Origin of the sequence: Pseudomonas mandelii (assembly GCF_002251635.1) — a bacterium.
GTDB lineage: Bacteria > Pseudomonadota > Gammaproteobacteria > Pseudomonadales > Pseudomonadaceae > Aquipseudomonas > Aquipseudomonas mandelii_B.
Genome location: NZ_NMOJ01000192.1, coordinates 12,798 through 37,345 on the forward strand (window position 1 = coordinate 12,798; position 24,548 = coordinate 37,345).

Consider the following 24,548-nt stretch of genomic DNA (forward strand, 5'->3'; position numbering starts at 1 on the left):
CATGTGGATTGAACGACTGGATGCCAGCCATGCGCTGGATTATCGGGCGCTGATGCTCGAAGCCTACGACCTGCACCCGCAGGCCTTCACCTCGAGTGTGCGCGAGCGTGCGGCGATGCCGCTGAGTTGGTGGGAATCGCGCCTGACCAGCAAACTGGATGTGGTGCTCGGGGCGTTCGAGGAAGGCAAGTTGGCGGGCATCGTCGGCCTGGCCTTCGAATCCCGGGAAAAGGCCCGGCACAAGGCGACGCTGTTTGGCATGTACGTGTCCGGCAAAGTCCGGCAGCGAGGGTTGGGCCAGCAACTGGTGCAAGCCGCGCTGGATGAAGCGCAGAACCATAAAGGCCTGCGGCTGATTCAGCTGACCGTCACCGCCGGCAATGAGGCGGCGTTCAACCTGTACCAGCGTTGCGGCTTCGTACAGTTCGGCCTCGAACCCATGGCAGTGCGCGTCGGCGAAGACTACTTCGACAAAATCCACATGTGGCGTGAGCTCAACCCGAATCCTGAAGGTTAAGAGTTTTTGTGGCGAGGGAGCTTGCTCCCGTTCGGCTGTGCTGCAGCCAGATCGGTCGTCTGCATCACAGGCAAGCCATCCCCGTATTTTGATCTGCGCCGTTCAGCGAACGGCGCTGACACCGTCCAGCGTGGAAAACGACGTGTCCTTGGCCGTGAGTAAAAAGTCGCGCATGTACGGCGCGTCCAACATGTCGGCGCGAATCCCTGCATACAGCGTGGCAAACAGCCCTTTCTCGCCCAAACGCTTGGCCTTCACGTAACCGCGCGAGCTGTATTCATGCAGCGCCCAATGGGGCATGCCGCACACGCCGCGTCCGCTGGCGACCAATTGCATCATCATTACCGTCAGTTCCGAGGTGCGGACCTGGGCCGGTTCGCTGTCGGCCGGTTCCAGGAAGCGGGTGAAGATGTCCAGGCGATCGCGCTCCACCGGGTAGGTGATCAGGGTTTCGGTGAGCAGGTCTTCCGGCACGATGTAGGCTTTGCTCGCCAAACGGTGCTGGTTGGCCACCGCGAGCATCGCCTCATACGTGAACAACGGCACGTAGGTGATCCCGGCCAATTCCAGCGGATCGGAGGTCACCACCAAATCCAGATCACCACGGGCCAGCGCCGGCAGCGGTGCGAAGGAGAAGCCCGAAGCCAGGTCCAGTTCGACTTCCGGCCAGGCATCGCGGAACTGGTCGATGGTCGGCATCAGCCACTGGAAGCAGCTGTGGCATTCGATCGCCATGTGCAAACGCCCGGCGGTGCCGCCGGCCAGGCGCGCGATATCGCGTTCGGCGCCACGCAGCAAGGGCAGGGTTGCGTCGGCCAGTTGCAGCAGGCGCAGGCCGGCGCTGGTGAAGCGCAGCGGCTTGGTCTTGCGCACGAACAACTGCATGCCCAGGCGCTCTTCCAGCTCCTTGAATTGGTGGGAGAGTGCCGATTGCGTCAGGTGCAGGCGCTCGGCGGCTTCCACCAGGCTGTCGGCTTCGCGCAGTGCGTGCAGAGTCTTGAGGTGACGAATTTCAAGCACCGGGGGCTCCATGAGGAAAACTTGTGATGAACACGAAAAGGTTGAGTTTGTCTCATGTTGGGCTGGCTGTCGACAATAGCGCCATGTTTTACAGTTTCTTTTATAGAGAGAATTCAACATGGCTCTGGCCCACACACTTGGTTTTCCACGCATCGGCGCTGACCGCGAACTGAAAAAAGCCCTCGAATCCTACTGGAAGGGCGACCTCGATCAGGACGCGCTGAAAAGCGTCGGCCGCCAACTGCGCGCCACCCACTGGCAGTTGCAGAAAGACGCCGGTATCGACCTGCTGCCCGTCGGCGACTTCGCCTGGTACGACCAGGTGCTGACCCATTCCCTGACCTTCGGGGTGATCCCAGAGCGTTTCGACAGCGCCAAGGACTCGCGCGGCCTGCCGACCCTCGACACTCTGTTCGCCATGGCCCGTGGCGCCACGGCGGCCTGCTGCGGTGGTGAACACACCCAGGCCCAGTATGCCCAGGAGCTGACCAAGTGGTTCGACACCAACTACCACTACCTGGTCCCGGAATTCAAAGCTGACCAGCAATTCAAGCTGAGTTGGGAACAGTTGTTNGAAGAAGTNNAGGAAGCCNGTGACCTGGGCCACACCGTCAAGCCGGTCGTCATCGGCCCGCTGACTTACCTGTGGCTGGGCAAGGCCAAGGGCGGCGACTTCGACAAGCTCGACCTGCTGGAGCGCCTGCTGCCGATCTACGGTGAAATCCTCGGCCGCCTCGCCGCTCAAGGCGTGGAGTGGGTGCAGATCGACGAACCGATCTTGACCCTCGACCTGCCACAAGCCTGGAAAAACGCCTTCGAACGCGCTTACCACATCCTTCAATACTCGCCGCTGAAAAAGCTCGTGGCGACCTACTTCAGTGGTCTGGAAGACAATCTCGGCCTGGCCGTCGGCCTGCCGGTGCAGGGCCTGCATATCGACGCGGTGCGGGCGCCGGATCAACTCGGCCAGGTGCTGGACCGTCTGCCGACCTACAAGATTCTTTCGGTGGGCCTGGTCAACGGCCGCAACGTCTGGCGTTGCGAACTGGAACAAGTCCTCGCGCAACTGCAGCCGGCGCAAGAGCGCTTTGGCGACAACTTGTGGGTCAGCAGTTCCTGCTCGTTGCTGCACAGCCCGGTGGACCTGGAACGCGAAGACAAACTCGATCCGGAACTGAAAAGCTGGCTAGCCTTCGCCGTACAGAAGTGCGGTGAAATCGCCGTGCTGCGCGATGCCCTGAACGACCCGCAATCGCCCAAGGTGCAAGCGGCTTTGGCCCAGAGCCGAGCGATTCAGGCGAGCCGCGCCGAGTCGCCGCGTATCCATAAAGCCCACGTGCAGGCGCGCATCAACGCCATCAGCGCAGCAGACAGCCAACGTCACTCGCCGTTCGCCAAGCGCATCGAGCAGCAGCGCGCTCGGCTGAAACTGCCGGCATTCCCGACCACCACCATCGGCTCGTTCCCGCAGACCGGTTCGATCCGTCTGGCACGCCAGGCGTTCAAGCAAGGCAAGCTGTCGGCCAACGATTACACCGACGCCATGCACAGCGAAATCCGTCACGCGGTACAAGTGCAGGAAAACCTGGGCCTGGATGTGCTGGTGCACGGTGAAGCCGAGCGCAACGACATGGTTGAATACTTCGCCGAGCAACTGGACGGCTACGTGTTCACCCGCTTCGGCTGGGTCCAGAGCTACGGTTCGCGCTGCGTGAAACCGGCGATCATCTACGGCGACCTGAGCCGTCCGACCGCCATGACCGTCGACTGGATCACCTACGCACAGAGCCTGACCGACAAAGTCATGAAAGGCATGCTCACCGGTCCCGTGACCATGCTGATGTGGTCGTTCCCGCGCGAAGACGTCTCGCGCAAAATCCAGGCGCAGCAGTTGGCGTTGGCCCTGCGTGATGAAGTGGTGGACCTGGAAAACGCCGGCATCAAGATCGTCCAAATCGACGAAGCCGCGTTCCGTGAAGGGCTGCCGTTGCGCCAGGCGCAGTGGCAGCACTACCTGGACTGGGCGACCGAAGTGTTCCGTCTGTGCGCCTGCGGGGTGCGCGATGAAACCCAGATCCACACCCACATGTGCTACAGCGAGTTCAACGACGTGATCGAGTCCATCGCGGCGATGGATGCCGACGTGATCACCATCGAAACCTCGCGCTCGGACATGGAATTGCTGGAAGCCTTCGAAGCGTTCGACTACCCGAACGACATCGGCCCCGGCGTCTACGACATCCATTCGCCACGGGTGCCGGACACCGCCGAGATGGTCAAGTTGATGAGCAAAGCCGTGAAGCGCATCCCGGCGGAGCGGTTGTGGGTGAACCCGGATTGCGGGCTGAAAACCCGGGCGTGGCCGGAGACAGAGGCGGCGTTGGTCAACATGGTCGCGGCGGCGCGGCAGTTGCGCAGTCAGTTGGCTTAAGCCTAGCGGCGCCTGTTCTGACGCCTTCGCGAGCAAGCCCGCTCCCACAGTGGATTTATGTCGATCACAGAGGTTGTGTACGACATCAATCCTGTGGGAGCGGGCTTGCTCGCGAAACAGGCGACTCGGTCTTCAATACGACCGCTCGGCAATCTTCATCAAACTGTCACAGAACTGTGGCAGCGCGCTTGAACAAACTTCATCAGACTCGCGCTCTACTGGGGTTCTGCGTTTCGGTGTTTTTCATGCGCGTGTTCATTTTTCTGGCCTTGCTGTTGTTTGGCCTGCCGTCCTTGGCGGCGTCTCGTTGCGATATCAATGTTCCCACCCAAACCGTCGATCTGGCTCAGGTGAGCATTGCCTACCAGAGCATCGGCCGTGCGTCCGACCCTGCGTTGCTGCTGGTGATGGGCCTGGGCGGGCAGTTGATCCACTGGCCGGATGAGGTGGTNGTCGCTCTGTGTCAGCAGGGTTTTCGGGTGATTCGTTATGACAATCGCGACGTCGGCCTCTCGACCTGGCGGCAAGCGCCCGTCGACGCCAACCTGACCTTTGAAGTGCTGCGCTACAAGCTCGGGCTGCCGGTGGCGGCGCCGTACACGCTGACCGACATGGCCGACGACGCACTGGGCTTGATGGATGCTTTGCAGATCCGCCAATTCCATGTGCTGGGCGCGAGCATGGGCGGCATGATCGCCCAGCACCTGGCGGCCATGGCGCCGCAACGGGTCGAGAGCCTGACGTTGATCATGACCAGCTCCGGTGCCGAAGGCTTGCCGGCGCCGAATGCGGCGCTGGTGCAGTTGTTGTCCCGGCGCAGTGCGCCGAATCGCGAAGTGGCGCTGGAACAGCAGGCCGATTTGCTGGCAGCGCTGGGCAGCCCGACCGTCAGTGATGATCGGCAAGCGTTGCTGCACCAGGCGGCGCTGTCCTACGACCGGGCTTTCAACCCGGACGGCGTCAAGCGCCAGATCATGGCGATCCTCGCCGAGCCTAGCCGTGTGCCATTGCTCAACCAACTGCGTGTGCCGACGCTGGTGGTTCACGGCACGGCGGATCCGCTGTTGCCGGTGATGCATGGCGTCCATCTGGCGGCGCATATTCGTGGCAGTCAGTTGAAGCTGATTCCCGGCATGGCCCATCGTTTCCAGGAAGCTTTCAAGGCACCGCTGCTGACGGCGGTGCTGCCGTATTTGCANGCCCATCGCGAAGACACCTCGCATTGGGCGCAGATCGATCCGGTGCCCACCCCCAACCTCCTATAACCCCCAATCACAATGTGGGAGCGAGCTTGCTCGCGATAGCGGCATGACATTCAGCATTGATGTTGACTGACACACCGCCATCGCGAGCAAGCTCGCTCCCACAGTTTTGATCTTTGGTGTTAGTGAAGCATCGCCAGACAGTTAGGTAGCTGAACCCGGTGGAACAAAGTTATCCAGCATCCGGTTCACCGCCAGTTCACCCAGCATCACGGACTGCTGAATGCCGAGCACGGTGTTGCGCTGCGGGCCTTCCAACAACCCGGCGAAATCACTCAGCATCACGCTCGCTGACGCCAGGGATTCGCAGGCGTTGGCCAGCAGGGTTTCGTGATCGATGTCGGGGGCGATGGTGTAAATGGTGCTTGGTTTGCGTGGGGTGTCTTTCGGGATGACCGGTTTTAGGTAGAAATCGAGGGCACGATCGGCGGCTTGGTTGAGTTTTTTGGAGTCCGGGGTTTCGTAGGGGGAGACGTCGTCGGTTTCTGGTGGGTTCGGAGTAAGTTTGAACATAAGTAAATCCTCAGGTTGAGCCGCATTCATCTCGCTACTAAACGAAGAGGGAGGCAGCTGTGCGCAAGTTAGTAGACCGGGAGGATTCAAAACCGGCGCGCCCGAGGGCGCCAAGCGCACAGCCGCCATCGAATGCAGGCACAAACCTGACTGAATGACACTTGTGCAGCCGTCAAAACCTACCCGGGCTACTAAACCCGATCACTGGGAATTAGTGACACGAACCAAGTTACCGACGGCCCCCAAGGCGCACAAGCCGGCGGATTCTGACGTGGTTGTAGGCGACGGCGCAAGGCGCTGTAGCTTTCAGGAAGTAACCTTAAACAGAACTAAACACTCCCTCCCAAACACCGAAAATCCCTGTGGGAGCGGGCTTGCTCGCGAAGGCGTCGTGTCAGTCGCCAACTACTTGTCTGATACACCGCATTCGCGAGCAAGCCCGCTCCCACAGGGGAATACAGCAACGGCTGCCACCTTGGTCTCGTCAGGTGTATCGTTCAAACTTTCCGGCGCGATCCAGCCCTGCGAGGTGAATGATGAGTACCCCTTTGAAAATCGATTTCGTCAGCGACGTGTCCTGCCCGTGGTGCGTGGTCGGCCTGTATGGCCTGACCCGGGCGCTGGAAGTGCTGCGTGATGAGGTCCAGGCCGAGATCCGTTTCCAGCCGTTCGAACTGAACCCGAAAATGGGGCCAGAGGGGCAGAACATCACCGAACACATCACCGAAAAATACGGCTCGACCCCGGAGCAATCCCAAAAGAACCGCGAGATGATCCGCGCCCGTGGCGCCGAGGTCGGGTTTGCGTTTCGCACCGATGGCAACAGCCGCATCTACAACACCTTTGATGCGCATCGGTTGCTGTTTTGGGCGGGGCTGGAAGGGTTGCAGTTCAATCTGAAGGAAGCGCTGTTCAAGGCGTATTTCACCGAGGGCGGCAATCCCTCTGATCACCAGCAATTGGCGCAGATTGCTGAAAGTGTGGGGCTGAACCGGCAGCGGGTCGAGGCGATTCTGGCGTCCGATGAGTTCGCCAAAGAGGTGCTCGAAGAAGAGCAGTTGTGGCTGTCGCGCGGGGTGAGTTCGGTGCCGACGGTGGTGTTCAACGGGCAGTACGCGGTGACGGGCGGGCAGCCGGTTGAGACCTTTGTCGGGGCGATTCGGCAGATCATGAGTGAATCAAAAGGCGGGACCGTGAGCTAATTACCGGGAGTGCTTCTGTGGCGAGGGAGCAAGCGCCCTCGCCACAGGGGGGAGCGGTTACCTGACGATTTTGTCTAGCCAGGCGGGACCGTGAGCTAATTACCGGGAGTGCTTCTGTGGCGAGGGAGCAAGCGCCCTCGCCACAGGGGGGAGCGGTTACCTGACGATTTTGTCTACGTGGATGCCCAGTTTTTTCAGGCGATACCAGAAGCTGCGCTCGGAGATCCCGATCAACTGCGCCGCCGCAGCCTGTACGCCATTGCTCTGCGCCAGCGCGGCCAGAATGTAAGCCTTCTCGACCTCCGCCAATGCCGCTTCCAGATCCGCCGGTACGCTGCCTTCGGTGACCAGCGCACCGCTGCCGCAGGAATTTGAGGCAAACAGATACGCCGGCAAATCCTCCTCTTCAATCACCGCCCCCGACGCCACAATCGTCGCCCGCTCCACGCAGTTCTGCAGCTCGCGAATATTTCCCGGCCACGAGTAATGGGCCATCGCCTGCAAGGCTTCCGCGCTGAACCCGGTAAAACGCTTGCCCGCCGTGGCGCCCAGGGTGTGAGCGAAGTGCCGGGCCAGGGGCACGATATCTTCGGCGCGTTCGCGCAGGGCCGGCAGTGGGATCGGGAACACGTTGAGGCGGTAATACAGGTCCTCACGAAACTCTTTATTGGCCACCGCATCCAGCAAATTTTTGTTGGTGGCGGCGATCACCCGCACGTCCACCTTGCGCTCGCGCGGGTCGCCCACCGGCTCGATCACCCGTTCCTGCAAGGCGCGCAGAATCTTGGCCTGCAACGCCAGGGGCATATCGCCCACTTCGTCCAAAAACAGCGTGCCCTTGTCGGCCTGCATAAAACGCCCGACCCGATCCGCCACGGCGCCGGTAAAGGCGCCCTTGCGATGGCCGAACATTTCGCTTTCGAGCAGGCCTTCCGGAATGGCCGCGCAGTTGACCGCCACGAACGGTTTGTCGGCTCGGCTGCCGTGTTTGTGGATGGCACGGGCAACCATTTCCTTGCCGGTGCCGCTTTCGCCGGTCAGCAGGATGGTTGCGTTGCTGTCGCGCACCGAATCGATGGCGTGTAGCACCCGGCGAAAACTCGGGCTGTCGCCGATCAGGCTGTCGATCTGCTGATGCTCATCGAGCTCGGCGCGCATGCGCTGGTTGTCTTTGAGGATGTCGCGAAACTGCAGGGCCTTGGCCACGGTGATGTCCAGCTCGTCGATGTCGAACGGCTTGGCGATATAGTCATAGGCGCCATTGCGCATCGACTGCACCGCATTTTTCACCGTGCTGTAGGCGGTCATCACGATCACCGGCAAATCCGGGAAACGGCTTTTGATTTCCGCCAGCAGTNGCGGGCCGTCCATGCCGGGCATGCGCCAGTCGCTGATCACCAGGTCGATGTCCTCGCACTCCAGCACCTTGAGCGCGTGCAAGCCGTTGCCGGCGGTGAACACCTGGATGCCGTTCTGGCCCAGGGCCGATGCCAGCAAGTCGCAGAGCTTGGGCTCGTCGTCGACCACCAGTACGTTATGTGTCATCGCTGCCCTCGTCGAAGTCTTCACCGTTGGCCGGAATGTACAGGCTGAAGGTGGTGCCGGCATCTTTCTCACTGGCACATTCAATGCTGCCGTCGTGACTTTCCATGATCGAATAGACTTTGGCCAGGCCCAAGCCTGTGCCTGACGCCTTGGTGGTGACGAACGGCGTGAAGATCCGTTCGAGCATGTCCGGTTCGATGCCCTGGCCGGTGTCGCTGATGCTGATCACGGTGTACGGCGATTCGCTGCTGATCGCCACGGTCAGCCGTCCACCGTCGGGCATGGCGTCGATGGCGTTGACGATCAGGTTCAGGCCGGCCTGCTTGAGTTGCCGCGCGTCGACATGAAGGGTCGCGCCGGGGGCCTGATCGTCGATGTGCACATCGATGTTATGGCTGGCCAGTTCCGGGGCGCAGAAGCCGATCAGGTCATCCACCAGCGGCCGCGCCGCCTGGGTCGAACGCATCGGCGGGNTGGGTTTGGCGAAGTCGAGAAACTCGGTGATCAGGTCGTTGATGCGGCTGACTTCGCTGATCACGTATTCCAGGTGACGCTTGTCGGTCTCGGGCAAATCGGCGCGCCGGTGCAGCAGTTGCGTGGCGGTCTTGATGATGCCCAGCGGGTTGCGGATTTCATGGGCCAGGCCCATGGCGACTTCACCCAGGGCATGCAGACGGTCACGGCGGCGCAGTTGCGATTCCAGGTGCTGCAACTCGCCGAGGCGTTCGCTCATGTGGTTGAAGGTGCTGCTCAATTCCGCCAGTTCGTCGCCGCCGGTGACCGCCAGGCGTTGGCGGTAATCCCCGGCAATCACCGCTTGCACGCCTTTGGACAACCCGCGCAACGGCTTGGTCAGGCGTTGCGAAACAATCCAGCCGACCGCCAGGGACGCCGCCGAGCTGAGCAGGAAAATCAGGATGAACAGGTTGCTCTGGTTCACCAGCCCGACCAGGCTGGTGTGGCGCAGCAGACCGCTGAAAATCACGCCTTGCAGCTCACCGCTTTCATTGAGGATCGGCCGGTAGATGCCGCTGTAACGATTGGTGAATTGTTCGATCGGCTGCTTGGTATTGCGCAGGGTTTGTTCGATTTTTTCCGGTACCGCCGCCGGGTGATCTTCGAAGCGCTGGGTGGAGAAGATCTCCGAGAAGTCATCGGCCTTGGCCAGGTACAGGCGCAGGTCGAGGGAATGCACATCGGCCACGCTGGTGAGGAAGCTGCTGTCCAGGTAGGTGGCGATGACCAGTTTGTAGTCGACGCCGTCCTGATCGGTCTCGAAGGTCGACACGACCGTGCCGGTGGGGATGCCGCCGACTTGCAGGGTCTGCAACAACGCCTTGGACTCGGTGCTGATCTGCCGGACGATGTCATCGGCGGCGGTGCTGAACACCACTTTGTGATCGCTGTTGCGCACCAGCGCCACCACGTCGATGCCCATGGAGTCGGCGATGTCGGAGGTCAGTTTGTCGTGCTTGCTCGACAACCGGTCCGTCGGCGGGCGGGTGTAGCGCAGGAATAACTGCGCGGCCCTGGCGTTATCCCGGCGGATCTCGGTGATCTCGTCCTCGACGATCTGGGTCGATTCCTGCAGCCAGATACGCACGTTGCTGTCGAAAATCTGCGACAGCGTGGTCGCCGCCAATTCGGCAGCGATCATGGTCGGAATGACGCTGACCAGCCAGAACGCCAGCACCAGTTTGCGCTGCAGGCTCCAGCCGGAGAGGGCGAAAGGTCGGGCGGTGGCGGGGCGGTTTTTGATCATGAGGTTTCGCTTATTGCAGCAGCCATGGCAGGGTCGGAGCGGTCCGGTCGAATGAACATTTTCACCACCTGCAACAGGCCGTTGAGCACTCGGTTGCGATGGCGGAAAAACACGGTGTTGCCGGTGAACGAGCAACCCAGGCGCAGCTTACTGGCATAGCCGGCCTGACCGCACGCGTAGATCGGGATGCCGTGTTCAATACAGTAGTCGACATTGGCCAGCCAGCTGCGCACGTACAGGTTGTGCTCGCGGGTTTTCGCAAGGTCGTGGGCGAAGAATTTGTCGACCAGGCGTTGCTCGTCCAGCAGCACCAGGTTGAACGCTACCAGCTCATCGCCGACCCAGTACAGCACGCACGCGGCACGCTCATCGAGGTGTTCGAGGACCTGGCGGAAGTAGGTCGGTGGCAGGCGTTCGAAGGTCAGCTCGCTGCGCTCAAGGGTGGCTTCGTATAGCGCCATCATGTGTGGGAGGAGGTCTTCCACAGCGCGCCGCCATTCGATGCGCGGACCTTGCCCGCGCAACGTGCGGCGCAGGTCTTTGCGGGTGGATTTACCGAGCGTGCCGAGGTACGCGTCCACCGAGCCAAAACGGATCGGCAGTTCGGCACTGGGCAAGCCGGGCATGCTTTGCAGACCGGCCGCCTGGCACGCCTGCAACCACTGCGGATCGCGGTGGGATGCGTCCTTGACCGCCAGCAGACCGATTCCGGCCTGGTCGGCGTCGTTGCGCGCCAGGGTCAACAATTGCTCAAGCAAGGCCAGACGCCGGGCGGGGTCGATCTGGCGTGCGGTGCCGACATGGCACTGCTCGGCCACCGGCGAACCGAGGGCGTACAGGCGCACGTCGAACAGCCCCGGCCACCAGCGGCGCAACTGTTCGGTGACGCGTTTGCCCGGTCCCTGAACCGTGGTGTCCAGCGAATACGCGGTGGTGAACGCCACCGCAGCCGCGACCAACTTCTCGTCTTCGTACAGCGCCAGATAACGCCACTGGAAATCCGCAATGCCCGCCTGTTCGACAGCCCGGTAATAATCCCAGTCCTCCAGTTCGCCAGGGAAACAGTCATTCCAGGCACTGCGGTCGATGGCTTCGATGGTTGAAAAGGCAAGGGCAGTGATCACATCGATTCCTTAAAAGTTACCCACAATGTTCGCCATCGCACGGCTCCCACGCACTTTGCGTCGTTACACAATCCCTGTAGCAGCAGGCTTCGCCNACTTTGCGTCGTTACACAATCCCTGTAGCAGCAGGCTTCGCCAGTTGCTACAGGGATTGTGCGTTGATTCGTCAATGGGTCAGGCCAGTTGCCGGTAGTCCTGGCGGATGGGTTGCGGGACGATTCCTTGTTGCATGAACCGGTGCTGGATGAAGTCCGCGCTCAGCTCCACCACGCGACGGTATTGCAGGTCGACGGTGATCATGTGGTAGCAGTCGTCGAGCAGGATTTTCACCACCGGACCGCCGAGTTTTCGTTCGACATAGTCGGCGTTCCAGCGGCTGGTGATGTCGTCTTCCCGCGAATGCAACACCAGTGCCTGGGTGGTGATCTGTGGCATGCGCTTTTTCACCGCGGCCACCAATCGATGCAGTTCCCGGACACTTACCCCGGACATGGTCAACAGCCCGGCATTGCTGCTTTCACCGGCCTTCATCTGCCGCTCGACAATCGCCCGCAAGCGTTCGTCCTTGATGCCGAACGGTGATTTTTCGTTGAAGCGGCACAGGTGCACGCCATACGGAATCGCCATCAGCAACGGCGTGAGTACCGCGACTTTGGGCATGTTCCAGCCGTCATAGCGCAGGGTGGTGGAATACAGCAGCAAGCCTTCGATCTGCCCCGGATGCTCGGCGGCCAGGTACATCGCCAGCACCGCGCCCATCGACAAGCCGCCGACGAACACATGCTCATGCTTGCGCCGAACACCGATGAAGGTGTTGCGCGCGCTCTCGTACCAGTCGCGCCACCCGGTGGCTTGCAGGTCGGCGTTGTCCCCGCAGTGACCGGCCAGGGTCGGCACGTAGACCGTGCAGCCGGCCTTGGCCAGGCCCATCGCGACCCGCCGCAGTTCGGTCGGCGTGCCGGTGAGGCCGTGGATCAACAACACCGCGACCTCCCCGTTGCCGAGAACGAAACCGGCGCTGCCTTCGCCCATGTCGATCTCGATCTCGTGCTCGTTCATCGTTTCATCGCCCGATGCAGCAAGCGGTCGAGCAGCGCGATACCCAAATCGATTTCCGGGTAGCTGATTTCCAGCGACGGTGCGAGGGTGATCACGTTTTTGTAGTAACCGCCCACATCGAGGATCAGGCCCAGGCGTTTGCCGTCGATTTCGATGTCGCCTTTCATGCCTTCTTCGACCATGAAATCGAGCGTTGCCTTGTCCGGCGTGAAACCATCCGGGCCGCAGATTTCGCAGCGCAGGGCCAGGCCCAGGCCGTCGACGTCGCCGATGATCGGGNAACGTTTCTGCAAGTCTTNCAGGCCTTCGAGGAAGTATTTGCCCTTGGCCATGACCATCGCGCCGTAATCGACTTCGCTGGTCATCTTGAACATTTCCAGGCCTACCGCCGTACCCAGTGGGTTGGAGGCGAAGGTGGAGTGGGTGGAGCCTGGCGGGAAGATTTTCGGGTTGATCAGCTCTTCCTTGGCCCAGATGCCGCCCAGTGGATTGAGGCCGTTGGTCAAGGCTTTACCGAAGACGATCACGTCCGGCTGCACGTCGAAGTGCTCGATCGACCACAGTTTGCCGGTACGGTAGAAGCCCATCTGGATTTCGTCGGACACCATCAGGATGCCGTGCTGATCCAGCACATGCTTGAGTTCGCGGTAGAAGTTCATCGGCGGAATCACGTAGCCGCCGGTGCCCTGGATCGGCTCGACGTAGAAGGCTGCGTATTCGCACTGGTTGGTTTTCGGGTCCCAGACGCCGTTGTATTCAGTCTCGAACAGACGGGCGAACTGCTGCACGCAATGGCTGCCGTATTCTTCTTTCGTCATGCCTTTCGGGCCACGGAAGTGGTACGGGAACGGAATGAAGTTGGCACGTTCGCCAAAGTGGCCGTAACGGCGACGGTAGCGGAAGCTGGAGGTGATCGACGACGCGCCAAGGGTGCGACCGTGGTAGCCGCCTTCGAAGGCGAACATCAGGCTTTTGCCGTTGGTGGCGTTACGCACGACTTTCAGCGAGTCCTCGATGGACTGCGAACCGCCGACGTTGAAGTGCACCCGGCCGTCGAGGCCGAACTTCTTTTTCGCGTCTACGGCGATCATTTCCGACAGCTCGATCTTGCCTTTGTGCAGGTACTGGCTGGCGATTTGCGGCAGGGTGTCGATCTGCTGCTTCAACGCGTTGTTCAGGCGTGGGTTGGCGTAGCCGAAGTTAACGGCCGAGTACCACATTTGCAGGTCGAGGTAAGCCTGGTCTTCGGTGTCCCACACGTAGGAGCCTTCGCAACGGCTGAAAATACGCGGTGGCTCGATGTAGTGAACAGTGTCGCCGTAGGAGCAGTACTTGGCTTCTTTATCCAGAAGAATCTGGTCTTCTGCGGTAGCGATTCGAATATCAGACATGGTGGAAGAGTTCCTGATTTTCTGGGTTGAAGGTTTCTATGTTGAAAGAGGTGGCGTTGGCGGCGCTGGCGCTTGGCAGCAGCGCGAGCAACGCGGGCAGTTCGGCGAAGCTGTCGAAGCGGGCGTAGGCGATGCCGTTGCGCTCGCAGTGCTCGGCCAGGCGATCCTTGGCGAACACGAAATCGGCGGTGGCGGCCACGCACATGTCGGACTGGCCGTCGCCGATCACCAGCACCCGTTTGGCGCTGGGGGTGGATTTGCATTTGCAGTTGCCGGAGGCNGCNCGGCAGGCGTCGCTGGAGTACGGGAAGTCGATGCGCCAGCTGTTCTGGTCGACCTGGCGCAGACGGTTGGCGAGGATCGGCAGCAAGGTCACGTAGTTACGCGACAGAATGCGCGCGATGCCTTGTTCGATGCCGTCGCTGACCACTTCGATGGTCGCGCCCAGGCCCATGACGTGATCGACGAAATCCGGGAAGTCCGGGTCGATCTCGATGCTGTCGAAGAACCCGAGCAGTTCGCCCGGTGTGGCCTTGACCAGCGAGAGCTGGCGGCTGAGGCATTCACGGGAACCGATGTCACCCGCCAGCCACTCGTTTTCGATCGCTTCCCAGCTCGGGTCGGCGAACCGTTGGAGGATGCTGTCGATCACGTCGGTGCGGGTGATGGTCCCGTCGAAATCACACACGATATGCCAGTCAATCATCTGTTGTACCTATCTTGGCAGGAGGCGCTGTTTGCGCTTGCCAAGGGGGTAGAGCAGGGACTGTGCCAACTGGGTTTGGCCCAGCGGGGCTGGGGTTCTGGCGTGTGTTTGTGTCGGCGAAGCTACAATTTTTGTAGGTCGCTACAAAGAACATGAGTGCTTGCGCGGGAGGGGCGATTCGGGGATTGATGCGCGCACATCCAGATCAAGGAATGGCCTCATGTCGAGGATTACTGTTGCTCTATTTGCCGCGCTGACGTGCCTTTCGGCCAACGTTTCAGCGGACGGCATCACCGGTGAAGCAGGGGCAGGCCTCAGCTATCAACCGCACGATCCGACTGGTAGCCGCTACGAAACCCGGCCGGTGCCGTACCTCGATCTTGATTGGGGCGATGTCAGCCTCAGTACGGACGACGGGCTGACCTGGGACGCCTTGAACGCCAATGGCTTCAGCGCCGGCCCCTTCGTGAATTACCTGCCGGGGCGCACCTCCAACGGCGAATTGCAGGGGTTGCGCGATGTGCCGGACATGGGCGAGGTGGGCGGTTACGTGCAGTACGCGCCCGCTGATTTCTGGCGAGTGTTTGCCTCGGTCGGGCAAGCGGTGGGCGGGCGCGGCGGGCAGGGCGGGGTGTTGGGGCGCGTCGGCGGGGAGGTGGGGTATCCGCTGGGCGGCGGGGTGATTGGCAGCTCCGGTCTGACCGCGCATTTTGCTGATGCGCGGCAGAATCAGACGTTTTTCGGAGTCAGCGCCAATGAGTCACAAGCCTCGGGGATTCGGCCGTACAACGCTGGCGGTGGATTGCAGAATGTGGCGTTGACCCAGAGTTTCGAGTTCCCGCTGGCGCCGCAGTGGTCGTTGTTGACGAGTGCGAGCTGGGTTCACCTGACGGGGGCGGCGGCGGATAGCAGCATTGTCAAAGAGGTGGGGGAGACCAACCAGGGGGAAGTGCAGGCGGCACTGGCCTACAAATTCAATTGAAGGTTCTTGGTTGGCCTGTCTGATGCCATCGCGGGCAAGCCCGCTCCCACAGGTTATGCGCCGTCCATGTGGGAGCGGGCTTNTCCCACAGGTTATGCGCCGTCCATGTGGGAGCGGGCTTGCCCGCGATGGGGTCCTTGAGATCACAAAAATCTATGTTTCTTCACCCTCGGCCAACAACGCAATCCCTCCCATAATCACCGCCACCCCCACCCAGTGCAGCACGCTGATCTGCTCCCCCAGCCCCAGCCACGAGCCGAGCAACACCCCGACAAACACCAGCGAACTCAGCGGAAACGCCAGGGACAAACTGCTGCGCCGCAAGATCAGCATCCACACGAAAAACGCGCCGATGTAGCAGGCAATCGCAAACCACACCCCCGGATTCACCGCCACGGCCAGCAGCCATTGCAGGTTGAAATCCATCTGCCCCAGCTGATCCCCACCGACCTTGGTGGCGATCTGGCCGGCACTTTCAAAACCGATCAACAACGCCCACAGCACCACCGTGCCGAGGCGTTCATGCAGCCAGTCGGTCTTGCCTCTGATCATCGCTTGAGCCTCAGACATGGGTGACACACACGAGCATCACGCCCGCCGTAATCACTAAAGTGCCGAGCCAGCGCCGCCGGCTGACGGTCTCGCCGAGGATCAGTTTGCCGGCCAGCACCACGCCGCAATACGCCAGCGCCGCGGCCGGGAACAACAGGCTCAGTGGCGCCCGGGACAGGGCTTCGAGCCAGACGAAAAATTCGATCACGTAGGCGCCGATCCCGCACCACAGCAACGGCGCGTTGAACACCTGGCCCCAGAACGCATTCAGGCGAAACCCGCCTTCGAGCTCCGGTAAACGGTCCAGGCCGAGCTTGAAACAGAGCTGGCCGATGACGTCCAGCACAATGGAAAACGCCACCAGCACAATCACGGTGAAGGTCATGGAAACAACTCCTCGAACAGATCGATCAACGCCTGGTTGGTCGTCGCGTTGCGCAGCAGATCCGCTTCGCTCCAGCGTTCGGCCGGGGGCTGGTCCGACTTGGCTTCCCAGCGCTTGAGGGCGTTGCTGAAGGCCGGTCGGGCGTACTCGCCGCAAATGTCGATGCCAATGATTCGTTTGCTGGCCGCCAAGGCTCGGATGGCTTGCAGCAAGTGGTTCAGGCGCATGCCGCCCTGGTCCCAATTGGTCGCCGCGTCTTGGCTGGCCAACACGTCCTTGTCGATGGTGATCCACACCGCGCGGGTGGGCAGGCTGGCGATCATCTGTTCGAGAAATACCGGCCAGTCGAGCTCCGCCAGATTGCGCCAGTGCAGCAGGTTTTCCTGTTGTTGATGCCCGGCGCCGTCACCGACCCGGCCCCACACTTTCGAGGGCGGGCGTTGCCACGGAAACAGCTGCAACACGCCGCGTTTGAGCGCCCGGACATTGCCGCCCTTGAGCTGCGGATTCTGCAGGTCATCGCTGCACGGACCGAGGGTGACGATGCGCTGGATGTTCGGCAATTTCAGCGCCTGATTGACCCACGAACCGCAATGCCGGCGCGGGGCGAAGCGAACCCAGTCAGGGTGGTTGTCGAAGTGGATCAGGCTCACCGGTTCCGGCAAATCGGTCAGAAACGCCGGGGTCAAGTGGTGGTAATCACCGGAGCCGACGAAGAAGATTTCCGGCTGCGGGCCGCTGTGCCGGGGCCGTTGCTGCAAGCGTTCGGCGAACCGGCGCCAGGTCCGTTCGCTGGACCACAGCCGCAGTTTCGGGCCGAGGTCGAGCAAGTCGAGGCGTTTGGCACGGCCGCTTTCCAGCAGCCGCGAGATGGGCGCCTGGGCCGTCAGGCTGTGGTCGAGATCTAAAATGTTCAAGGTCGCAATTCACCCTTGGCAGACCCTCCCAGACACCGGCTTCATCCATCATGAAGGCCGGCCGAGGGGGCTTTTGGGGTAAATGCAAGGGACGGGCCAGCCACCAATGATCAGACACCACCAATCCCCTGTGGGAGCGAGCTTGCTCCCGCCGGGATTGGCGGTGGTCAGGCGTGCAGGCGGACCCAGACGGTGACGAGGACGGTGGCCGCCATCAGCCACGCCACTGCCGCCACGGCGAGTGAGGCCTCCAGGCGCATTCGGTCGACCAGCACATACAACGTCGCCAAATACACAAAATACGGAATGATCGACCACATCCCGAACAGGATCGTGGTCTTCAAGTCGTCCACCGAACGACCTTTGCCGACGATGTAATGTGCAATCAACGCAAAGGTCGGAAACAGCGGCACCAGCCCCGCGATGTAATAGTTTTTGGTCTTGGCCAGCGCGGCGAGGATGACGACCACCGCCGCCCCCAGCGCTGCTTTGAGGATCAGGTCCATCAGTGGCTCAGCCCGTACTTTTTCACTTTGTCGAACAGGGTGGTCTTGGCCATCCCCAGTTCCTGGCTGGCCTGGGTCAGGTTGCCGCCGCTGCGTTGCAGGGCGTCGTTGAGCAAGTTGCGTTCGAAGGCTTCGACCGCCTCGGTAAACGCCAGACCCTGATTACTGACACTGGCGCCGGATTTCTTGAAGGCCGGCAGGCCGAGGGCAAAACGCTCGGCGACGTTGCGCAGTTCACGCACGTTGCCTGGCCAGTCGTGGCTCATCAGGCTCGACACGGTCTGGTTATCCAGTTCCGGCACGCTGCGGTCAAAGCGCAGCGACGACTGCTGCAGGAAGTGTTCAAACAATTGCAGGATGTCTTCCCGGCGTTCGCGCANCGGCGGCAATTCGAGGGTCACCACGTTCAATCGGTAATACAAGTCGCTGCGAAACTCGCCGGCCCGGCTCAGCTCGTCGAGGTCGGACTTGGTTGCGGCGATCACCCGACAATCCACCGCCACGCTCTGGTTCGAACCCAGGCGTTCCAGGGTGCGTTCCTGCAACACCCGCAGCAATTTGATCTGCAGGTTGATCGGCATGCTTTCGACTTCGTCGAGGAACAGCGTGCCGCCGTCGGCGTGTTCGATCTTGCCGATCCGCCGTTTACCGGCGCCGGTGAAAGCATTGGCTTCGTGGCCGAAAATCTCGCTTTCGAACAGGTTTTCCGGCAGGCCGCCGCAGTTCAAGGCGACGAACTGGTGGGAATGGCGTCGGCTGAAATCATGCAGGCAGCGTGCGACCAATTCCTTGCCGGTGCCGGTCTCGCCTTCGATCAGCACGTTGGCGGAGGTGTCGGCGACGTTGGCGATCAGCTCGCGCAGGTTCTGCATGGCTGGCGAGCGGCCAATGATCCGGCCTTCGAGGGAATCGCGCTCCGCCAGTTGCCGACGCAACGAAGACACTTCCCGGGCCAGGCTGCGTTGCTCCAGCGCACGGCGGGCCACGTCGACCAGGCGCTCGGGCGAGAAGGGTTTCTCCATGAAGTCGTAGGCGCCATTGCGCATGGCGCCGACGGCCATAGAGATATCGCCGTGGCCGGTGATCAGTACCACCGGCAGGCTTTTGTCCAGGGCCTTGAGCCGGGTCAACAGCTCCAGGCCGTCGATGCCCGGCAGGCGAATATCGCTGATGACGATACCGGCAAAGTTTTCGCCGATGCGCTTGAGGGCTTCTTCGGCACTGCCTACGCCCACGCAGGGAATGTCTTCCAGGGTCAGCGCCTGTTGGCAGCCGAGCAGCACATGGGGGTCGTCTTCGACGATCAGCACACTAAGGTCGTTGTTCATATTGGCTCGGCGTGAGTGGGGCTTACCAACGGTAAACTGAGGACGAAGGTGGTGCCACCGCTGGCCGGGTGTTCGACACCCAGGTGCCCGCCAGTGGCCGCCGCGAGGCTGGCGGAAAGCGTCAGGCCCAGCCCCAGGCCTTGTTCGCCGGGTTTGGTGGTGAAGAACGGTTCGAACAAATGCTTGCGCGCTTCGGCGTCGATGCCGTGGCCGTTGTCGCGCACGCGCAGGCGATATTTGCCATCGAATGCTTCGCCTTCCAGCCACAGCTCGGGCAACGGTTGTGCCTGCATGGCGTCGAGGGCATTGCCGATCAGGTTGACCAGGATCTGCTCGAGGCGGGTCTGGTCGATCTGCACCTGCACATCTTTGAAGTCACGATGCAGTTGCAGATGGACACTTTCCACGCGACCGCCGAGCAGTTGCAACGCGGCGTCTACCGCTTTGCCAAGGCACGCCTGGCCTTTGTCGTCACCGCGCCGGGCAAAGGAGCGCAGGCTGGCGGTGATGCGGCCCATGCGGTCGATCAGTTCGTTGATGGTCTTGAGGTTGGCGCTGGCGGTATCCAGAGCGCCACGCTCGAGGAACCGCACGGTGTTGCCCGATAACGTGCGCAGCGCCGCCAGGGGCTGGTTCAACTCATGGGCAATGCTGGTCGACATCTGGCCGATGGCCGCGAGTTTACCGGCCTGCACCAGCTCATCCTGGGCGCGGCGCAGTGTCTCTTCAGCCTGACGTCGTTCGCGGATCTGGCCCTTGAGTCGTTCGTTGCTGGCGCGCAGGTCGGTAGTGCGTTCGGTAATCCGACGCTCCAGNTGGCTGTTGGCTTCCTGCAAGGCTTCCCGCGCGGCGAGGCGGGTGGCAATAACCTTGCGGCGCTCGTTCCAGGCAATCAGCAAGAACGCGACCAGGCCAAACGCGACGGCCACCAGAATGCCCTGGTTGATCGCTTCACGGCGCAAATCCTGGAGCGGCGTGAGCAGGGTGAAGTTCCACGGGGTGTCGCTCAGGGGGCGGGTCTGCGAGAGGTAGCTGATGTCCTCTTCGTCGGACTCCACTTCACTGTTGGCGGGGAAGGTCAGTTTTTCTTCGCCTTCGGCCAGTTGTTCCCGGGCCAGTGGCTGCAATTCGTTCAGCGGGAACCAGTAGTACTGCAGGCTGCGGGCCAGTTTTTCCTTGGTTTCGTCGCTCAGTGGAACCACCGATTTGAGCCGTCGCGCCGGGTCGCTGGACAGGATGATGATGCCGTTCTCGTCGCTCACAAACGCTTCGAGGCGCGCGCGCTGCCAGCGTTCCTCCAGGGCTTCGAGGCGCACTTTGACCACCGCGACGCCGATGATCTTGCCGTGCTCTTCCAGGCCATGGGCCAGGTAGTAGCCGGGTTCGCCGTTGGTGCTGCCGATCCCGTAGAAGCGTCCCGGCTGACCGCGCACGGCGTTCTGGAAATAGGCGCGAAAGGACAGGTCTTCGCCCAGGTAACTGTCGGCATCGCGCCAGTTACTGGTGGCCAATACGCGGCCGGTGGTGTCCATCACGTAGATGGCCCGACTGCGACTGCGTCGGTTCAGGCCTTCGAGGTAATCGTTGACGGTTTTGCGGGTTTCCTGGTTCGGATCGGCCAGCAGCTTGGAGACGCTGGACTCCAATTCCAGAAGGCTGGGCAGGTAGGTGTATTTGCTCAGCTCGCTTTCGACGGTGCGGGCGTGCAGCTCCAACTGGCGTTCGCCGTTGTCGCTGAGGGTGCGGATGCCATAGTACTCACTGACCCAGAAGCCGATATAACCCAGGCCGATCATCAGGGCGATGATCAACGGCGGCAGGAACAGTTGGCGGATCAGGCGTGGTTTCACGGCAAGTGATGGCGGCGCGGCGCGATAGAGAGTGGGGTCGCATTTCATCACAGATGCCTTGGGTCAACCACAACACAAATCTCAATACCACCACCGATCCAGTGTGGGAGCGGGCTTGCTCGCGAAAGCGGTGGGTCAGCCAACATCATTGCTGAATGTAATGGCCCCTTCGCGAGCAAGCCCGCTCCCACATTGGGAGCGGTGTCTTTCTTAGTGCTGCAGAATCTTGTTAAGGAAGTGCTGGGTACGCTCGGCGCGGTGGGTGATGTCGCCGAAGAATTCCTCTTTCGGGCAGTCTTCGATGATCTTGCCGGCGTCCATGAAGATCACGCGGTCGGCCACTTTGCGGGCGAAGCCCATTTCGTGGGTCACGCACATCATGGTCATGCCTTCGTGAGCCAGTTGCACCATCACGTCGAGCACTTCGTTGACCATTTCCGGGTCGAGGGCGGAGGTCGGTTCGTCAAACAGCATGACGATCGGGTCCATGGCCAGTGCGCGGGCAATCGCAACGCGCTGTTGCTGGCCGCCGGACAGTTGGCCCGGGTGCTTGTGGGCGTGTGCCGACAGGCCGACGCGCTCAAGCAGTTGCAGGCCTTTCTTGGTGGCTTCTTCCTTGCTGCGGCCGAGCACCTTGATCTGCGCGATGGTCAGGTTTTCGGTGATGGTCAGGTGCGGGAACAGTTCGAAGTGCTGGAACACCATGCCGACGCGTGAGCGCAGTTTCGGCAGGTTGGTCTTCGGGTCGGCGATAGAGGTGCCGTCGACCACGATGTCGCCTTTCTGGAACGGTTCCAGTGCGTTGACGCACTTGATCAGGGTGGATTTGCCCGAGCCCGATGGCCCGCACACCACGATCACTTCGCCTTTTTTAACCTCGGTGCTGCAATCGGTCAGCACCTGGAAGTCGCCATACCACTTGTTGATGTTCTTGATAGAGATCATACGGCAAACCTTTTTTGCAGACGCTTGACCAGCAGCGAGGCGGAAAAGCTGATGATGAAGTAGACGACACCGGCGAAGATCAGGAACTCGTTGGAGCGGCCGATGATGTCGCCGTTGGAGCGGGCGGAGTTGAGGAAGTCCACCAGGCCCACGGTGTAAACCAGCGAGGTGTCCTGGAACAGAATGATCGACTGTTGCAGCAGCAGCGGCGTCATCTTGCGGAAAGCCTGGGGCAGGATGATCAGACGCATGGTCTGGCCGTAGGTCATGCCCATCGCCTGGGCTGCGCCCATCTGGCCCTTGGGAATCGACTGTACGCCGGCCCGTACGATTTCACAGAAGTACGCGGCTTCGAACATCATGAAGGCCACGACGCAGGAGGTGAACGCACCGATCGGGGTGTCTTCGCCGGTGATCCAGCGCAGCACGAACGGCACTGCCAGGTAGAACCAGGTGATGACCAGCAGCAATGGAATCGAACGGAAGTAGTTGACGTAGGCACCGGCAAGGTTCGACAGCAGTTTGCTGTGGGACAGGCGCATCAGGGCCAGGATCGTGCCGAGAATGATCCCGCCGACGACGCCCAGCACCATCAGTTGCAGGGTCATGACCATGCCGTTCCACAGGCCCGGCAGGGACGGGACGATGCCCGAGAAGTCGAATTCCATCATTTACCCCCTACGGAGATCAGGCCCGGTACGGCGACTTTCTTCTCGACCGCACGCATCAGCAGCATCAGGCTCATGTTCAGGGTGAAGTAGATCAGGGTNGCCAGGGTGAAGGCCTCAAACAGGTTGGCCGAGAACTCGGCGGTCTGTTTGGTTTGCGCCAGCAATTCCATCAGGCCGATCAAGGACGCCACGGAGGAGTTCTTGAACACGTTGAGGAATTCCGAGGTAAGCGGCGGAATGATGATGCGGTAGGCCTGTGGCAGCAGCACGTTCCAGTAGATCTGCGGCAGCTTGAAGCCCATGGCACGCGCGGCGGCTTCCTGGCCACGTGGCAGCGCCTGGATGCCGGTACGCACCTGTTCGCACACACGGGCGGCGGTGAACAGGCCCAGGCACACGACAACGCTCAGGTAAGCCGAGGTGGTCGGGTTGAGGTCTTGTTTGTACCAGTCCTGCAGGTTTTGCGGCAGCATATCGGGTATCAGGAAGTACCAGATAAACAGCTGAACCAGCAGCGGCACGTTACGAAACAGTTCCACGTAGCAGGTCGCGATGCCCGATACGATGCGGTTTGGCACAGTGCGCATGACCCCCAGAACGGAGCCCAGCAACAAGGCGATAATCCACGCCACGACGGCGATGGCAATGGTCCAGCCCAAACCGGAGATGTACCAGTCGAGATAGGTCTCGCTGCCCACGCCGGTGGACTTGAAGAACACGCCCCAGTCCCAGTTGTAATTCATTAGGGTCTCCCCTCAAATCGTTCGATGTACAAATGCCCGCCTGGGGAAGCTCCGTTCCCGCCTGAACTTGACGATCAGGCACACGCGAACGGCTCGACAGCCACCGGTTCGAGTGTTTCCAAAAATGCCAGCAGGGAGTGACTATCCCCTGAAAGGGCAGTGGCCCTCTCAGGAGATAAGGTTAGTCAGAACTCAGGACTTTTTTTCTACAGGTTTGTCGTCAGCCGCTTTATCGGTCGGATTGGCGATCAGGGCCTTGAGCTCGTTGCTCATCGGGAAGTTCAGGTTCAGGTTTTTTGGCGGAATTGGCTGCATGAACCATTTTTCGTAGATCTTGTTGATCTCGCCCGACTTGTAGGTTGCCACGATCGCGTCGTCGACAGCCTTCTTGAACGGCTCGTCGCCCTTGCGAACCATGCAGCCGTAGATTTCGTAGGACTGTGGAGTGCCGGTCANGACCCAGTCGTCCGGCTTCTTGGCCTTGGCTTCTTCACCGGCCAGCAGGGCGTCGTCCATCATGAAGGCTACGGCGCGGCCGCTTTCCAGCATCTGGAAGGATTCGCCGTGGTCTTTGGCGGAGATGACGTTCATGCCCATCTGCTTGTCGGCGTTCATCGCTTTGATGATGCGCTCGGACGTGGTGCCCGCGGTGGTCACGACGTTCTTGCCTTTCAGGTCATCGAAATCCTTGTACGCGGAGTCTTTCTTGGAGAGAAGACGCGTACCGATTTCGAAAATGCCGACGGAGAAGGCAACTTGCTGCTGACGTTCCACGTTGTTGGTGGTGGAACCGCACTCGACGTCGACGGTGCCGTTCTGCACCAGCGGAATACGGGTTTGCGAGGTGACCAGGTTGTATTTGACCTGGAGGTTGGGCATGTCCAGGTCTTTCTTGATGGCTTCGACGATTTTCAGCTGGATATCGTGGGAGTAGCCGACTGGTTTGCCGGAAGCATCAGCGATATAGGAAAACGGGATGGAAGCGTCACGATGCCCGAGGGTGATNGTGCCGGAGTCGTTGATTTTCTTCAGTGTGCCGGTGAGTTCGGCGGCGAAAACTGGAGTGCTGATCAGAGCAGCAGCGATAGCTGCGCCCAGGATATGGGGAACGATGCGCATCAATACTTCCTCGACATT

The 24,548-nt window shown here is 61.0% G+C and carries 23 protein-coding genes; 5 read left to right on the forward strand and 18 right to left on the reverse strand.

Annotated features, from left to right (window positions below; translation table 11 throughout):
- The first annotated feature begins 1 nt into the window (after nt 1).
- Nucleotides 2-517, forward strand: coding sequence for a GNAT family N-acetyltransferase (locus B7L09_RS23725; protein ID WP_094470863.1), 516 nt, complete (start codon nt 2-4; stop codon nt 515-517).
- 102 nt (nt 518-619) lie between these two features.
- Here B7L09_RS23725 and metR read toward each other — a convergent pair whose 3' ends face one another.
- Nucleotides 620-1,537, reverse strand: a complete 918-nt coding sequence (gene metR, locus B7L09_RS23730; RefSeq protein ID WP_094470864.1) for a transcriptional regulator MetR — start codon at nt 1,535-1,537, stop codon at nt 620-622.
- 118 nt (nt 1,538-1,655) lie between these two features.
- Here metR and metE point away from each other — a divergent pair, with 118 nt between their 5' ends.
- Nucleotides 1,656-3,968: a 5-methyltetrahydropteroyltriglutamate--homocysteine S-methyltransferase gene (metE, locus tag B7L09_RS23735; protein WP_094470865.1), complete on the forward strand. Its 2,313-nt coding sequence runs from the start codon at nt 1,656-1,658 to the stop codon at nt 3,966-3,968.
- 245 nt (nt 3,969-4,213) lie between these two features.
- Nucleotides 4,214-5,233 carry an alpha/beta fold hydrolase gene (locus tag B7L09_RS23740; RefSeq protein WP_094470866.1) on the forward strand — a complete coding sequence of 340 codons (1,020 nt, stop codon included), beginning with the start codon at nt 4,214-4,216 and terminating at the stop codon, nt 5,231-5,233.
- A 141-nt stretch (nt 5,234-5,374) separates the two neighbouring features.
- Here B7L09_RS23740 and B7L09_RS23745 read toward each other — a convergent pair whose 3' ends face one another.
- Nucleotides 5,375-5,743 (reverse strand): DUF6124 family protein, encoded by a 369-nt coding sequence (locus B7L09_RS23745; RefSeq protein ID WP_094470867.1) that lies wholly within the window; start codon nt 5,741-5,743, stop codon nt 5,375-5,377.
- Nucleotides 5,744-6,279: 536 nt separating this feature from the next.
- On the opposite strand from B7L09_RS23745, the gene B7L09_RS23750 reads away from it, so the two are divergent.
- Nucleotides 6,280-6,945, forward strand: a complete 666-nt coding sequence (locus tag B7L09_RS23750; RefSeq protein ID WP_094470886.1) for a DsbA family oxidoreductase — start codon at nt 6,280-6,282, stop codon at nt 6,943-6,945.
- A 156-nt stretch (nt 6,946-7,101) separates the two neighbouring features.
- On the opposite strand, the gene B7L09_RS23755 is transcribed toward B7L09_RS23750, so the two are convergent.
- From B7L09_RS23755 to B7L09_RS23780, 6 genes are all read right to left on the reverse strand, one after another.
- Nucleotides 7,102-8,490: a sigma-54-dependent transcriptional regulator gene (locus B7L09_RS23755; protein WP_094470868.1), complete on the reverse strand. Its 1,389-nt coding sequence runs from the start codon at nt 8,488-8,490 to the stop codon at nt 7,102-7,104.
- On the reverse strand, nt 8,480-10,252 hold the full coding sequence (locus B7L09_RS23760; RefSeq protein ID WP_094470869.1) for a sensor histidine kinase: 1,773 nt from the start codon (nt 10,250-10,252) through the stop codon (nt 8,480-8,482). The genes B7L09_RS23755 and B7L09_RS23760 overlap by 11 nt, the downstream gene beginning before the upstream one ends.
- A complete protein-coding gene (locus tag B7L09_RS23765; RefSeq protein WP_094470870.1) occupies nt 10,249-11,376 on the reverse strand; it encodes a GNAT family N-acetyltransferase in 1,128 nt (375 codons plus the stop codon). The genes B7L09_RS23760 and B7L09_RS23765 overlap by 4 nt, the downstream gene beginning before the upstream one ends.
- Nucleotides 11,377-11,550: 174 nt before the next feature.
- Nucleotides 11,551-12,435, reverse strand: a complete 885-nt coding sequence (locus B7L09_RS23770; protein ID WP_094470871.1) for an alpha/beta hydrolase — start codon at nt 12,433-12,435, stop codon at nt 11,551-11,553.
- A complete protein-coding gene (locus B7L09_RS23775) occupies nt 12,432-13,826 on the reverse strand; it encodes an aspartate aminotransferase family protein (RefSeq protein WP_094470872.1) in 1,395 nt (464 codons plus the stop codon). The genes B7L09_RS23770 and B7L09_RS23775 overlap by 4 nt, the downstream gene beginning before the upstream one ends.
- Nucleotides 13,819-14,532: an HAD-IB family phosphatase gene (locus B7L09_RS23780; protein WP_094470873.1), complete on the reverse strand. Its 714-nt coding sequence runs from the start codon at nt 14,530-14,532 to the stop codon at nt 13,819-13,821. The genes B7L09_RS23775 and B7L09_RS23780 overlap by 8 nt, the downstream gene beginning before the upstream one ends.
- A 220-nt stretch (nt 14,533-14,752) precedes the next feature.
- Here B7L09_RS23780 and B7L09_RS23785 point away from each other — a divergent pair, with 220 nt between their 5' ends.
- On the forward strand, nt 14,753-15,514 hold the full coding sequence (locus B7L09_RS23785) for a MipA/OmpV family protein (protein ID WP_094470874.1): 762 nt from the start codon (nt 14,753-14,755) through the stop codon (nt 15,512-15,514).
- Between the two features lie 153 nt (nt 15,515-15,667).
- Here B7L09_RS23785 and B7L09_RS23790 read toward each other — a convergent pair whose 3' ends face one another.
- The 10 genes from B7L09_RS23790 to B7L09_RS23835 all read right to left on the reverse strand — a co-directional run bounded on the left by B7L09_RS23790 (nt 15,668) and on the right by B7L09_RS23835 (nt 24,530).
- Complete coding sequence (locus B7L09_RS23790) at nt 15,668-16,066, reverse strand: DMT family transporter (protein WP_176457759.1); 399 nt, start codon at nt 16,064-16,066, stop codon at nt 15,668-15,670.
- A gap of 10 nt (nt 16,067-16,076) precedes the next feature.
- On the reverse strand, nt 16,077-16,451 hold the full coding sequence (locus B7L09_RS23795; protein WP_094470876.1) for a DMT family transporter: 375 nt from the start codon (nt 16,449-16,451) through the stop codon (nt 16,077-16,079).
- The gene (locus B7L09_RS23800) at nt 16,448-17,368 is read right to left on the reverse strand and encodes an arginase family protein (protein ID WP_094470877.1); all 921 of its coding nucleotides are present in this window, start codon (nt 17,366-17,368) and stop codon (nt 16,448-16,450) included. The genes B7L09_RS23795 and B7L09_RS23800 overlap by 4 nt, the downstream gene beginning before the upstream one ends.
- Nucleotides 17,369-17,535: 167 nt before the next feature.
- Nucleotides 17,536-17,865, reverse strand: a complete 330-nt coding sequence (locus tag B7L09_RS23805; protein WP_176457760.1) for a GlpM family protein — start codon at nt 17,863-17,865, stop codon at nt 17,536-17,538.
- 8 nt (nt 17,866-17,873) lie between these two features.
- Complete coding sequence (gene aauR, locus B7L09_RS23810; RefSeq protein ID WP_094470879.1) at nt 17,874-19,202, reverse strand: two-component response regulator AauR; 1,329 nt, start codon at nt 19,200-19,202, stop codon at nt 17,874-17,876.
- The gene (gene aauS / locus B7L09_RS23815) at nt 19,199-21,100 is read right to left on the reverse strand and encodes a two-component sensor histidine kinase AauS (RefSeq protein ID WP_094470880.1); all 1,902 of its coding nucleotides are present in this window, start codon (nt 21,098-21,100) and stop codon (nt 19,199-19,201) included. The genes aauR and aauS overlap by 4 nt, the downstream gene beginning before the upstream one ends.
- Nucleotides 21,101-21,262: 162 nt before the next feature.
- Nucleotides 21,263-21,997 carry an amino acid ABC transporter ATP-binding protein gene (locus tag B7L09_RS23820; protein WP_094470881.1) on the reverse strand — a complete coding sequence of 245 codons (735 nt, stop codon included), beginning with the start codon at nt 21,995-21,997 and terminating at the stop codon, nt 21,263-21,265.
- Nucleotides 21,994-22,665, reverse strand: coding sequence for an amino acid ABC transporter permease (locus B7L09_RS23825; protein ID WP_094470882.1), 672 nt, complete (start codon nt 22,663-22,665; stop codon nt 21,994-21,996). Before B7L09_RS23825 ends, B7L09_RS23820 begins: the two co-directional genes overlap by 4 nt.
- A complete protein-coding gene (locus B7L09_RS23830; RefSeq protein WP_094470883.1) occupies nt 22,665-23,411 on the reverse strand; it encodes an amino acid ABC transporter permease in 747 nt (248 codons plus the stop codon). Before B7L09_RS23830 ends, B7L09_RS23825 begins: the two co-directional genes overlap by 1 nt.
- 192 nt (nt 23,412-23,603) lie before the next feature.
- On the reverse strand, nt 23,604-24,530 hold the full coding sequence (locus B7L09_RS23835) for a glutamate/aspartate ABC transporter substrate-binding protein (protein WP_094470884.1): 927 nt from the start codon (nt 24,528-24,530) through the stop codon (nt 23,604-23,606).
- Between the last annotated feature and the right edge of the window lie 18 nt (nt 24,531-24,548).

What these genes read in the sequence shown, in the direction of transcription:
- B7L09_RS23725 (WP_094470863.1), top strand. Translation starts at nt 2, where the DNA reads ATGTGGATTGAACGACTGGATGCCAGCCATGCGCTGGATTATCGGGCG.
- B7L09_RS23745 (WP_094470867.1), bottom strand. Translation starts at nt 5,743, where the DNA reads ATGTTCAAACTTACTCCGAACCCACCAGAAACCGACGACGTCTCCCCC.
- B7L09_RS23750 (WP_094470886.1), top strand. Translation starts at nt 6,280, where the DNA reads ATGAGTACCCCTTTGAAAATCGATTTCGTCAGCGACGTGTCCTGCCCG.
- B7L09_RS23770 (WP_094470871.1), bottom strand. Translation starts at nt 12,435, where the DNA reads ATGAACGAGCACGAGATCGAGATCGACATGGGCGAAGGCAGCGCCGGT.
- B7L09_RS23785 (WP_094470874.1), top strand. Translation starts at nt 14,753, where the DNA reads ATGTCGAGGATTACTGTTGCTCTATTTGCCGCGCTGACGTGCCTTTCG.
- B7L09_RS23790 (WP_176457759.1), bottom strand. Translation starts at nt 16,066, where the DNA reads ATGATCAGAGGCAAGACCGACTGGCTGCATGAACGCCTCGGCACGGTG.
- B7L09_RS23795 (WP_094470876.1), bottom strand. Translation starts at nt 16,451, where the DNA reads ATGACCTTCACCGTGATTGTGCTGGTGGCGTTTTCCATTGTGCTGGAC.
- B7L09_RS23820 (WP_094470881.1), bottom strand. Translation starts at nt 21,997, where the DNA reads ATGATCTCTATCAAGAACATCAACAAGTGGTATGGCGACTTCCAGGTG.
- B7L09_RS23825 (WP_094470882.1), bottom strand. Translation starts at nt 22,665, where the DNA reads ATGGAATTCGACTTCTCGGGCATCGTCCCGTCCCTGCCGGGCCTGTGG.